The organism is Neobacillus sp. SM06 (genome assembly GCF_050496765.1).
In the GTDB taxonomy this organism is placed as follows: domain Bacteria; phylum Bacillota; class Bacilli; order Bacillales; family Cytobacillaceae; genus JAEVLT01.
In genome coordinates this window covers 1-12,282 of the sequence record NZ_JBNWEO010000011.1, presented here as the reverse complement: position 1 = coordinate 12,282, position 12,282 = coordinate 1, and the positions used below count along the sequence as shown (strand labels likewise).

Sequence of the window (12,282 nt, the reverse complement as noted above, 5' to 3'; positions counted from 1 at the left end):
CAAAATTACTATTCTATCTTTCTACTAGGGGAGTCCGTAATGCTCGGACTGAGAAAAGAAGGCACTAAATTCTTTGACCCTTTGAACCTGATCTGGATGATGCCAGCGTAGGGAAGTAGTGACTAAAGCAATGGCTGTTGCCTTTTACAGCAAGCTGCTACTTTTTTGATGATGACTCAGGTTCTGTGCAAACAGAACCTTTTTTGTTTTCATTCAATTCTTTCGTTTATCGCGGAATGAACGATGCTGTATCTTCCAGATCAAATCAATATTTTAAGGAGGAAGTTACATGCAAAAGGAAAAAGCAATGAACATCGAATTGAAGTCGCAATTTACTGGGAGTAAGAAGGTGTATATCCAAGGTTCGAGAGAAGATATTCAAGTGCCAATGAGAGAAATTTCCGTTAGCCGAACCCGCACTTCTTTTGGTGAAGAAGAAAATGCTCCAGTACGTGTGTATGATACAAGCGGGCCTTACACAGATGAGCAGTTTACCATTGATATTCGCCAAGGACTGCCGGCATTAAGGGGAAAATGGATCTTAGAGCGCGGTGATGTTGAAGCCTACCATGGACGGGAAATCAAAGCGAGTGACAATGGATATCGTGAAGGTGAGAATAAAGCAAATCTCGAACAATTTCCAACGATCAATAAAACACCTTTACGGGCAAAGCCTGGCCGCAATGTTACGCAAATGCATTATGCAAAACAAGGAATAGTTACACCAGAGATGGAGTTTATCGCCATTCGGGAAAATTTGGATCCGGAATTTGTCCGCAAGGAGGTTGCCAGAGGCAGGGCGATTATTCCGGCAAATATTAACCATCCGGAAAGCGAACCAATGATTATAGGGAAAAATTTCCATGTGAAAATCAATGCCAACATCGGAAACTCCGCTGTCAGTTCTTCTATTGATGAAGAAATCGAGAAAATGACTTGGGCAACCCGCTGGGGCGCTGATACCATTATGGATTTATCGACAGGAAAGAATATCCACACAACAAGAGAATGGATTATTCGCAATTCCCCGGTGCCGGTCGGAACGGTGCCGATTTATCAGGCGCTTGAAAAAGTCAATGGAATTGCAGAAGATTTAACATGGGAAGTTTATCGCGATACGCTAATCGAACAAGCGGAACAAGGAGTAGATTATTTTACGATCCATGCCGGTGTTTTACTAAGGTACATTCCATTAACAGCTGCAAGGACAACGGGAATTGTTTCGCGCGGTGGTTCCATCATGGCTCAATGGTGCCTGGCCCATCATAAAGAAAATTTCCTCTATACTCACTTCGAAGAAATCTGTGAAATTTTAAAGCAATACGATATTTCAGTTTCCCTCGGTGATGGTCTGCGCCCGGGCAGTATTGCAGATGCTAATGATGAGGCGCAGTTTGCCGAACTTGAAACATTGGGAGAATTAACAAAAATCGCCTGGAAACAGGATGTTCAAGTGATGATTGAAGGTCCTGGTCATGTGCCAATGCACATGATTAAAGAAAATGTTGATAAGCAAATGGAAATTTGCGATGAAGCACCGTTTTATACATTAGGGCCCTTAACAACCGATATCGCACCAGGCTATGACCACATTACATCAGCGATTGGTGCGGCGATGATCGGCTGGTTCGGAACAGCAATGCTTTGTTATGTAACCCCGAAAGAGCATCTTGGCTTGCCGAATAAAGAAGATGTTCGTGAAGGGGTCATCACCTATAAAATTGCTGCCCATGCTGCAGATTTGGCGAAAGGTCATCCAGGTGCCCAAATCAGGGACAATGCTTTGTCAAAAGCACGATTTGAATTTAGATGGAATGATCAATTTAATCTTTCGCTTGACCCTGAACGGGCAAGAGAATTTCATGATGAAACCTTGCCGGCTGAAGGTGCCAAAACAGCACATTTTTGCTCCATGTGCGGTCCGAAATTTTGTTCCATGCGAATTTCCCACGATATTCGCGGGATGGCTGTTGAGAACCCGGTAAATGAAGCAACCATTCAAGAAGGAATGAAACAAAAAGCAGAGGAGTTTGTTAACGATGGATCAAGAATCTATCGCTAAAATGCAATCCAATGAAATCGAAAGACTAAAAGAGGAAATCCTTGCAATAAAGAAAAAGCTCCAACAATTGCAAGGGGAGCTCGAAACGATCCAGTCTAACTGCAAGCATGTTTTTGTCGAAACATCGGTTATGCGTGTGTGCCAAAAATGCGGTTTATCCGAAAGTACCTACTATTAATCCCAAAAAAAAAAACCCCGTACCATTTGCGGTGCGGGGTTTTGGTTGGTTCTTAACGAGAGTAGAACTCAATAGTCCTACAAACCCTAGTGTTTTCAAGGCTTGAGGCGGTTATATTGAAAACCTCCCCCAAAACCTCCCCCAATATTAGAAATGTAATGCTTGGCTGAATGCAATAACTGATTCTTCTTCCATCTCTTTAAAGATGTGACCGTAAGTATCCCAAATCATTTGGGGTGTATTACCTAACCGATCAGCAATAACATTAACAGGTTGTTTCTGGCTAATCAAAATAGTTGCATGGGTATGACGTAATCCATGTGGAGTAATTCGTTTTAACTTCGTTTTTTTGATGATTCGGTCAAAACTATATTTTAATGTGTTTTCTCCGGTTGGAGTACCAGATTGATATGAGATAAAAACAAAGTCATCGTCTGAAATGTGTTTACCGAATGATAGCTTTGTCATCTTGCACCAAGTACGGTACAGTTTTAATTGGCTTACTAAAATATTATCAACTCTGATAGTCCGGTAACTATTTTTCGTTTTAGGAGTACGGGCCCCTTTTTTATCTCTAGTACGTTCAACGGTAATTTTATTATTTTCTAAGTCTATATTATTCCACTTTAACCCTAAAGCTTCACCTTTCCTCACACCTGTATATGCTAAAAGTAAGATGAGTGTGTAATTAGTAATATTCTCTAATTCCTTAGCAGCTTTAAGAAATTCATTCAATTCCTTAGCTGTGAGAAAGTTATCGTTTACCTCTTCAACTGGAATGGTTATTTTCTTGAAACGATTGCGTGGAATAATTTCATCATCCACTGCTGCGTTAATCGCAACCTTAAAGAGCCGATGAAATAATTGTACTGTACTAGGTTCATAATAATCCAAAAGTTTATTAATATATACTCGTTTATAGGTGGTCTTGTCTAATTCGGCTAACTTATATTTTCCAAGCATCGGCTTCATTTGATATTTAATAGCATTTTCTCGTTGCAATTGTGTTGTAATTTCCCAGTCATTTTTATGAGTTTCAAACCAAATATCCAGCCACTCTGAGACTGTTAAATTCGAATTCTCCACTTGCTTTACTTCACCATTGAGAATACTAGCCTTTACTTCAAGTAAGGCACGGTATGCAACTTTTTCGGACTTTAATCCCTGTTGAGACTTTTCTCTCCTTTTTCCGAGAGCATCATAATATCGATAACGGTATCCCCATAATTTTTCATTTTTAACATTAAAGTAATAGTATAAATCATTATCTTTTTTGGACTTGTATTTTTTCATGAATATCTTCCCTTTCAAACGTGGACAGACGCTTATGGGGGATTGATATTAAACGGCATCACCTCCTAAAATTTAATAATGTCATTCAAAACCATTTTCATTAACTTTTAGATTAATGGCTTTAATAGCATTTTCAATTATATTTATTATGTTTTCTGCGGTCTTTTTTTCTGTTTTAGCTAAAGGGTTAGCAGGTTGCTTCCTTAGTTTAATAATGTTCACTAAATCCGTATAAAATGATTCAGCAGTAATATCATAACCTAAATGTATTTTTAGATCAGACTCAAGCTTTTCTCTTAATGAAAGACCTTCAATGTATTCTGTAGCCCATTCAGGTTCAGCACCGTTTCTTATTATAGAGTTTGCTATTATTTGGTCTAATCTTAATTCAAGGGCATGAAAGGCTTCTGTATATACATTAAAGAATGTAACATCATCTAGTAGTTGGTCAGGAGTTTTATTTATAGTTTTCTTAGCATGATCTAGATAAGCCTCATATAGATTAATTTGAATAACTTTTCCCTTTTCTAATGGTGGTTCTTCTTTATATATTTCCTCATATTCCTCTTTTGATATAGGGTTTTGATTCTCTTTTTCTATGCCTTCAATAAAAGCTCCAAATAAATCGTAAAACTGCTTAAACTCTTCGGAATACATAATCTCTTTGGTAAGATTACTACCTTTATATTTACCCTCTAAAAATCCGGGGAATTTTTCTTCTACTTTTAATAGAGAAAACATTAATGGATTTTCTACTAAAGTAAAGAACCTTTTAACATCTTCTGGCGCCTTTTCAACAAATGAGGCCCACTGTAACTTTTTGGCATCTCCATCTGTGATTTCTGCAAGTGCCTGATTCAATTTATCACTTGCTGGAGGGGTTTTTCCATTTTGAAGTTTACTTAAATAAGGTTTTGTTGCTGCTATTCCTTGTTGTCTAAGTTTTAATGATATTTCATCTAAAGTTAATCTTGATTTTTTAATATAACATCTTAATAAATCTGCATAATTCATATCCCCACCTCTTTGATAATTATTATCTAATATTGATATAAAAATAGCAACTTTAAATGTTTGAAAAATTTCCGAGGGTTATTTTTTGCCTGATAAAACAAAGTGTTGTTATTATAAGTTTAACAAAAGTTTGATTTGTTTGTTTAATAATTAACGAATGCATTAAAAATCAATCAGAATGTTAAACAAACTATATTAACTTACGAATATGAAACAAATTAAGTCCATTTAAAGTTTTACGAGAAAATGGAGAAATAATTTGTTTTAACAAAAAAACAAAAAGCGGAGGAAGATTACATGCAAATGGCACAGATAAAAGTTGATGTTAATCAAGATGAGGTTAGAAATTATATTAATCAAAAACTAGAAGAGTCTATAGAAGAAGCGTTATTTATTTGGGATGTTGATCAAATGTCTAAACGAACATGTATGAGTAGATCAACCTTAGAAGTTGAGTTTTTACGTGATCCACGAATGAAATTATTGGAAAGAAGAAAAGAAAAAGGTAAGAGGTACTGGTTTTATGAAGAATCGAAACGTGTGATAAGAGAAATTATGAACGAATGGTAAAAAGAAGTATAGACAACTAGTTATAGAGGTAAATAGATAAATAAAAAAATAGTAGTGGACAGACGCTTAATCTATTTGCTAGTTTCAACCATTTATACTGAAAAATAAACTAAGTTTTTAACCGAATTTAATTAATTGTAATCAAGCAGAACAACAGATTATTACAAAGGTCGAATTCAATGCTCCAACATTGATTTTTAAAAATTAATACACTACCAATATATCAAAAGACCATAATTTTGATCTAGAAAATTTAAGTAGATTTTAACAATTAATACTGTACGAAATGATGGTGATATTATGAATGAAAGCCAAAGCATAAAACTAGCAAGTGATTTTTTTAATGCTTTATATGGCAAAATTAATAATGGTTTTCTTTCTTTGTGGACTTCTGAAAATAAAGAAACTAAATGGTATGAAGTTAAGGAAATAGAAACAGCTGCTTTTGATTCAACGATGTTAGCTAAGGAATATAACGTATATATTGGTGTGGGTTTACGAAAAGAACGACTTGGTAAGTATGAGAGAGGTAGAAACACGGATATTTTATATTTACCCGGTGTGTGGGTGGAAATTGATATAAAGGGTGGAAAACATGCAGCTAAGAACCTTCCAAATGAACAAGAAGCAAAAGTTATATTAGATACATTTCCTTTAGAGCCGTCTATTATGATTAATAGTGGTGGTGGATGGCATTGTTATTGGTTGTTTGATGAAGCAGTACGTATATTAACGGAAAATGATCGTGAAAGTGCTGATAGAATGCTGAAGAGATTTCAATCAGTATTCATTCGATTAGCAAAAGAAAAAGGACTTCACATTGATAATACAAGTGACTTAGCAAGGGTTTTGAGGGTTCCGGGTACATATAATCGTAAGGAACAACCGAAGTTAGTAAGCACCTTGAAAATGTCTGATCACCGCTATTCATTAATGGAATTGCGCAATGCAATCGAAGAATTGGAAATAAAAAACCCTTCAAATAACAATCATGGGATAAAAGATAGAAAGCCTCAACTGCCAGATGCAAAAGTTAAACCCATTATAGAAGGTTGTAATTTCATTCAATCTTACTTAGATAACAAAGAGAGTGCTACATATTCCGAATGGATGGCTGCACTTTCAATCGGCGCTTATTGTGAAAGTTATGAAAAGATTTGTCATGAATGGAGTGTGGGACATCCAAGTTACACAGAAAGTGAAACGAATCGAAAAATAACAGAAATTCGCTCAAAAATGAAACCAAGAACCTGCAGTTCAATTAACGAAGAGTTTGGTGTATGTAACGGTTGTAAATATTCTAATATCATTAACAGTCCTATCGCAATCGGAATGAAAAATAATATCGCTGATGCACATTCTTCCAATACAATGGTCCCATTACCTTATTTCATAGCTGGTAACAAGCTATTTAAGACTGTGACCAGAAAAGTAAAAGGGGTGGAAGTTGAAGAAGAGGTAATAGTTTCACGTATGGCTCCAAAGATAATAAAAGAGTTTTCAAATATCGAAAGAAACAGCGTTCATTATGAGATAACGTGGATGAATCGGGGGCAAGAAAAACATGAAATTGTACCGGCCAGTACTCTATCCACTAGAAAAGAACTACTAACATTAGCAGATAAAGGTTTTTCTGTAAACGATATAAATTACAAAGATTTGATTAACTATTTTGATAAGTATTTATCATTCAATGGGTTGGAACATTGCCATATGGTTGAGAGGTTAGGCCGTATTAAGAATAACTTTATTCATCCATTAGAGTCTTGTGGTGTGGAGATTGTACCTAACGACATTGGAGAACGCCAGTTACTTGAAGGGTTCGAAATAAAAGGGACTCCAGAAACTTGGAAAAATGAAGTATTGGATCGAATTAAGGCGTACCCCAAAGTGCTATTTATTGTTTTGGCTTCTTTTGCATCAGTTATTTTACACGATTTAGAAGTAAGTCCTTTTATTATAGACCTATCCGGGCCAACTTCACAGGGGAAGTCAACATCCTTACAGGTTGCTAGAAGTGTTTGGGGCAGTGAGAGCTTAATAAACGAATGGAATGCAACCAGAGTTTCCATAGAGCGTAAGGCTGGGTTCTTAAATAGTTTTCCTTTATTTATGGACGATACTCGAAAGGCTGATGAACGAATATTACAATCAGTTATTTATATGTTTAGCGGTGGTCGCTCTAAAGGTAGAGGAAGTCTAAAGGGATCACAAAGAGAAGCGACTTGGAACAATATTTTGATAAGTACTGGTGAAGTTTCCTTAGCGGATTACGCTGCAAAGGCGGGGGGTGCGGCGGCAAGGATTATCTCAATTGTAGATCAACCGTTTGTTAAAGTCGATCATCAATTTTTTTCGGATATATATAAGGCAATGAACGAAAATCATGGGGCTATTGGTGTTGAATTTATAAAATATTGGCGGGAGAAAAGGAACATTTTCATTCGCGAGTTTTATAAATTCAAAGAATTATATATGAAAAAATCGAAGGATAACGAAGTTTTAACAAGGTTAAGTCTATACTATGCATCTGTTCATTTTACAGGTTCAGTTTTAAATAAAGGTTTTAATTTTGATATAGATTTAAATACACTAGTCTGCCTTTTTGATGAAATAGCAAAGGAAAATCATGCACTGGATAAGCCTAAAGAGATACTTGAACAAATGTTATATGAGTTAGATAGTACAAGAAATGATATCTATTATGATAATCTACCTAATGATATAAAGGCCGTTTATCATCACAACACGATTTGCTTGATGCCAAGTTTCTTAAAGAAATTTCTTAGCATGAAGAAAAAATGATTAGGCGTGAGTGGGCAAAGAGAGGGTATACCCAACAGTTTACACGAAATGAAAAAGTTGTTGATTATAAACAAATCAAGCATGGTAATAATAAATTCACTGCAGTTGTTTTGAATCCGTCTTGTATTAAGGAGTTAGGGTTTGATTTTACAATTGAAAATCCTTGCAGTACCCAAAGTACGCAAATGATTCAACAAAGTTAGATTCTGTGTACTGCAATAGATGTTGATAAATAAAGTATTTAAACATATTGGTACTCAAAGTACTCAAAGTACTCTAAATAATAATGTACATGTAATTCTCCGGAAAATGTTCTAATAAAATAATATTTTTTTATTTAGTAGAGTGATAATTAAATTAGAGTACTCTGGGTACTTTCTGTACTTTGACGAAGAAAGACTGTAACAAAAGGGTTTCATAATACTAAAATAATAAATGACTGTGTACTTTTGTGTACTCAATAGTGAATTTTAATTATTCCCAGAGAAAGTGTAATGGTAGTTTGTGGATAATTAATAGAATTGTAGCAAAGTCATTTTTATATAGAAGAAATGAATTGATATTTTTGTTGTCGGTAGTAGTTATCTTATTTTTGAATAAAGGAAGGGGAATAATATGTATTTTGCTAACGATGAACATTTAGAAAATTATAAATGGCTGATGCAATTATATGCTTTAAGCCACGGTAAAGATTTAGAGTATGAAGCAAATATTTATATCGCTTCATACCCCGAAGTATTTAAATGTTTTTGTAAGGATAATATTGATCTAAGCTGTGGTCCCCTTGCTGATATTTTTGACGATGAACGTGGTCATAATGCTGCTGCGTTGACAGGTTCAACCATAAGAATGGTTGATTTAGGAATGTCTCTTTATAATGATTATAAGGTTTCGGTAGCGGAAATCATTTGTGCTGTGAACGATGAAAAGTTAGTAGATGTATGTATTGAGGCTATACGTATTAGAGCAGGAAAGTATCGATAATGACTTTATAACAAGGAATATTAATAAAGCTTTTTATATAAAAAGTAAGCGAGATTTAGAGACACGTTTTGAAAACTTTATGATTAAGGAGTTGTTTTAAAATGATTGTTATTGTTGATAAAATTGGAACTGGTTCTGAATGTGATCCAATCAGACCAGACACAACTGCTTCTGATTGGCAAGTTGTTGAAGAGCTTGAGACAAAATTTGTTATTGAAATATTAGATGATAACGTCTGACTAACGGATTTCATTATAAGAGGGGGTTAATTATGCCTTGTGTAAGCTTAGCTCATTACAGAATCACAATTACTCCCCCAGACCATTTACTCATTAGAAGGATAAAAAAGGATCGGTTGTTTATTTTTACGAATAACCGATCCTTTTATTTAAATCTATTGTAGATACTTTTTTATTTCCTCAGATTTAGGCACTTTTCCTGAAACTATTAACTGTTCGTCAACAACGAGTGCAGGTGTACTCATAACCCCATATTTTGCAATTTCCTTAAAATCTGTTACTTTTTCAATAGCAGCATCTATACCAAGTTCTTCAATTGCTACTTCTACATTGTTTGCTAATCTTTTACAATTTGCACAACCGGGTCCTAATACTTTAATAATCAATTTAAGCATCTCCTTAACAATATAATATGGTGAAAAATATGGTAATCCCTATGAAAATAGGAAATCCAGCGAATTAAATGTGTAACCAATAATAATAATTCCTAAAGCACATATAGCGATAAAAGTAGCTAATAATTTTGGCTTCACTACTTTACTTAACATAATTAGAGAAGGCAGGGATAAAGCTGTAACGGCCATCATAAAAGAAAGGATGGTTCCTATTTCTACACCTTTTCCAAATAAAGCTTCTGCAATTGGTAAAGTTCCAAAAATATCAGCATAAATAGGTATGCCAACAAGGGTTGCAATTAAAACAGCAAATGGGTTGTTCTCTCCGATAACTGTTTCAATAACCGATTGTGGAATCCAATTATGAATCAATGCACCAATTCCAACACCAATAAGAATGGCGTACCAAACCTTTTTATAGATGGACTTTACCTGTTCAACAGAATAGTTGATTCTGTCCTTATAAGTTAACTCTTCTATTTGTCCATCTATGTTGCTGTGTCCTGATGTTACAAAGGATTCTACCTGATTTCCTAAATTCAATTTATCAATAAGTGTACCGCCAATTACGGCAAGGATTAAACCAACAATTACGTAAATGGCAGCGATTTTCACTCCGAAGAATGACGTTAATAAAAGAAAAGAAGCAAGGTCTACCATCGGTGAAGAAATTAAAAAAGAAAAAGTGACACCTAATGGTAATCCTGCAGATGTAAAACCGATAAAGATGGGTATACTGGAACAACTACAGAAGGGAGTAATCGTTCCAAGTAATGCACCGAGAATATTTCCTTTTATCCCTTTGATCCCGCCCAAAAGTTTTTTTGTCCTTTCAGGTGGAAAATAACTTTGGATATAGGATATGAAAAAGATTAAAACAGTCATTAAAATAAAAATTTTAATGGTGTCATAGATAAAAAAATGTATACTTCCTCCGAGTCTTTCTTCAATAGGAAGTTGAAAAACTCTTTGCACAAGCAATTTGACTAGATCAGAAAGCCATTCCATTTTGAGAAGCTGGTCATTCAGCCACGAAAATATCTCCATAATATTTTCCTTCTTTCTATTGTTCTTACCTTAAATAAGGAAGAACCTTTTCTCTTTGCAGACGATAGACGGTGAAACGTCCTTCTTTCCGAGACCTAATCACATTTCCTCTTTCTAGGAGTTTCAAATGATGTGAAACAGTAGAGGTTGGAATATCCAAACCAGATACTATTTCACACATACATAAGTCATCAATCGCTAACATCCCAATAATTCTTAATCGCGTCTCATCCCCCAACGCTTTGAAAAACTCTGCTTTTTCCATTCGTTTATCATTTTCTTTTAAAAATGGTAGTTCTTCTTCAGATTGATTTACAATGTTTTTTGTTTCTTGATTATCTTTTACAGTTGTTTTTGTTGAAAGTGGTATTTCCATATGCATATGTTTCAACCTCCTACTATAAGTATAAAACTAGTTTTATAGTTTTGTTGTTTTTTATTATTAACTTTTTGTGAACAATAATTAGGTTTATTGAAAAATAGCAGTTGGAAGTGGTCGATACTATAGTAAATAGAACTTCCCTTGACCCTGTACTATGGTACAGGGTTTATAATTTATTTGAGGTGAATGAAATGAATTATCGTATTAGTGGACTAGCAGAAAAGTGTGGTGTTAACAAAGAGACTATAAGATATTACGAAAGATTAGGTCTCCTTCCAGAGCCTTATCGGACAAAAGCTGGATATAGGATGTATCTCCACAAAGCTGTTGATCGCCTACAATTTATTAAACGAATGCAAGATTTGGGTTTTTCCTTAGCCGAGATCGATAAACTACTTGGAGTTGTTGATAAAGACGAGAACGATGTGCCGTGACATGTATGATTTTGTTGTTCATAAAATTGATGAAGTTCAAAAGAAAATTAAGGATTTAAAAAGAATCGAACACATGCTAATTAATTTAAAAGATTGTTGTCCTGATGAAAAATCTCTACATGAATGTCCTATTATTGAAACTTTGATGAATTAGAAAAGATAGCACAAAATATGTATCATAATAAGGTGGGAGAATGATGTCAGATTGTTGTAATAACACTAAAGAAATTAAAAATGAAAATGTTGTAAAGTGTCCATCTTGTAAAAATAGATCTAAAAATGTAAAGTTGATAACATTAAAATCAATGCTTAAACCATCTGCATTAGAAACATTAAATGCTAAAGAAAATCACTATTTTTGTTCAACCAAAGATTGTGATGTAGTCTATTTTGATACGAATAATAAAGAGTACCTTTTATCTGACATAAAGGTGGTCGTTCATCAAAAAGATGCCTCAGTAACTACACCAATTTGTTATTGTTTTGATTGGACAAAAGAGAAAATAAAGGAATACGTAGAAAAAGGCCTTACTCCTAAACCAGTAGAACATATTCGAGAGAACATAAAGGAAAACCGATGTGGTTGTGATGTGAATAATCCTCAAGGTAGTTGTTGTTTGGGAAATGTTACAACCTATATCAAAAACATATCTTAATAAAAAGAGCTAGATATAAATTTTCACTGCTTTCGTTTTCAACAAATAAAACAAGATGCAGTAATAAAACATAAAGCACACATCTATTTAAAATGATATGTGCTTTTATGATTATGATGTTTGTTTATCTTTGGAAATAAATAGTAAAAGCTGAGTAACAATAGCAAGAATAGGCAACTCTAACAGAGGACCAATAACGAGTGTTAAAGCAATTAAAGGTTAT

At 34.4% G+C, this 12,282-nt stretch carries 12 protein-coding genes, 2 pseudogenes and 1 riboswitch; of the genes and pseudogenes, 8 read left to right on the top strand and 6 right to left on the bottom strand.

The annotated features are described in order from the left end of the window. Positions 1 to 16: 16 nt before the first annotated feature. Positions 17 to 131, top strand: a riboswitch (TPP riboswitch). Between the two features lie 158 nt (positions 132 to 289). Next, a complete protein-coding gene (thiC, locus tag ACQYAD_RS03345; RefSeq protein WP_430235538.1) occupies positions 290 to 2,062 on the top strand; it encodes a phosphomethylpyrimidine synthase ThiC in 1,773 nt (590 codons plus the stop codon). Further along, positions 2,040 to 2,240 (top strand): hypothetical protein, encoded by a 201-nt coding sequence (locus tag ACQYAD_RS03340; RefSeq protein ID WP_430235535.1) that lies wholly within the window; start codon positions 2,040 to 2,042, stop codon positions 2,238 to 2,240. The genes thiC and ACQYAD_RS03340 overlap by 23 nt, the downstream gene beginning before the upstream one ends. 147 nt (positions 2,241 to 2,387) lie before the next feature. Here the strand turns inward: ACQYAD_RS03340 and ACQYAD_RS03335 are convergent, their stop codons facing one another. Then, a complete protein-coding gene (locus ACQYAD_RS03335; protein ID WP_031540525.1) occupies positions 2,388 to 3,533 on the bottom strand; it encodes a tyrosine-type recombinase/integrase in 1,146 nt (381 codons plus the stop codon). Positions 3,534 to 3,614: 81 nt separating this feature from the next. After that, complete coding sequence (locus tag ACQYAD_RS03330) at positions 3,615 to 4,547, bottom strand: hypothetical protein (protein ID WP_065429129.1); 933 nt, start codon at positions 4,545 to 4,547, stop codon at positions 3,615 to 3,617. A gap of 297 nt (positions 4,548 to 4,844) precedes the next feature. On the opposite strand from ACQYAD_RS03330, the gene ACQYAD_RS03325 reads away from it, so the two are divergent. The 4 genes from ACQYAD_RS03325 to ACQYAD_RS03310 all read left to right on the top strand — a co-directional run bounded on the left by ACQYAD_RS03325 (position 4,845) and on the right by ACQYAD_RS03310 (position 9,145). After that, on the top strand, positions 4,845 to 5,117 hold the full coding sequence (locus tag ACQYAD_RS03325) for a hypothetical protein (protein WP_031540527.1): 273 nt from the start codon (positions 4,845 to 4,847) through the stop codon (positions 5,115 to 5,117). 300 nt (positions 5,118 to 5,417) lie between these two features. After that, positions 5,418 to 7,922 carry a DUF927 domain-containing protein gene (locus tag ACQYAD_RS03320; protein WP_430235532.1) on the top strand — a complete coding sequence of 835 codons (2,505 nt, stop codon included), beginning with the start codon at positions 5,418 to 5,420 and terminating at the stop codon, positions 7,920 to 7,922. A gap of 615 nt (positions 7,923 to 8,537) precedes the next feature. After that, on the top strand, positions 8,538 to 8,906 hold the full coding sequence (locus ACQYAD_RS03315) for a hypothetical protein (RefSeq protein WP_031540529.1): 369 nt from the start codon (positions 8,538 to 8,540) through the stop codon (positions 8,904 to 8,906). Between the two features lie 101 nt (positions 8,907 to 9,007). Further along, complete coding sequence (locus ACQYAD_RS03310) at positions 9,008 to 9,145, top strand: hypothetical protein (protein WP_155986811.1); 138 nt, start codon at positions 9,008 to 9,010, stop codon at positions 9,143 to 9,145. Positions 9,146 to 9,300: 155 nt separating this feature from the next. Here ACQYAD_RS03310 and ACQYAD_RS03305 read toward each other — a convergent pair whose 3' ends face one another. From ACQYAD_RS03305 to ACQYAD_RS03295, 3 genes are read right to left on the bottom strand one after another with little or no spacing between them, the layout of a single operon-like run. Then, positions 9,301 to 9,540: a thioredoxin family protein gene (locus ACQYAD_RS03305; protein ID WP_311072218.1), complete on the bottom strand. Its 240-nt coding sequence runs from the start codon at positions 9,538 to 9,540 to the stop codon at positions 9,301 to 9,303. A 39-nt stretch (positions 9,541 to 9,579) separates the two neighbouring features. Next, positions 9,580 to 10,587, bottom strand: a complete 1,008-nt coding sequence (locus tag ACQYAD_RS03300) for a permease (RefSeq protein WP_031540531.1) — start codon at positions 10,585 to 10,587, stop codon at positions 9,580 to 9,582. 25 nt (positions 10,588 to 10,612) lie between these two features. Beyond that, entirely contained in the window at positions 10,613 to 10,969 is a 357-nt protein-coding gene (locus ACQYAD_RS03295; protein WP_042354773.1) for an ArsR/SmtB family transcription factor, read from the bottom strand. A gap of 191 nt (positions 10,970 to 11,160) precedes the next feature. Here ACQYAD_RS03295 and merR point away from each other — a divergent pair. Further along, positions 11,161 to 11,557: pseudogene (gene merR, locus ACQYAD_RS03290) on the top strand (Hg(II)-responsive transcriptional regulator). A 43-nt stretch (positions 11,558 to 11,600) separates the two neighbouring features. Then, positions 11,601 to 12,059: a putative iron-sulfur cluster-binding metallochaperone gene (locus ACQYAD_RS03285; protein ID WP_430235527.1), complete on the top strand. Its 459-nt coding sequence runs from the start codon at positions 11,601 to 11,603 to the stop codon at positions 12,057 to 12,059. 111 nt (positions 12,060 to 12,170) lie between these two features. Here ACQYAD_RS03285 and ACQYAD_RS03280 read toward each other — a convergent pair. Continuing rightward, positions 12,171 to 12,278: pseudogene (locus ACQYAD_RS03280) on the bottom strand (arsenic resistance protein); the annotation flags it as partial. Positions 12,279 to 12,282: the final 4 nt, after the last annotated feature.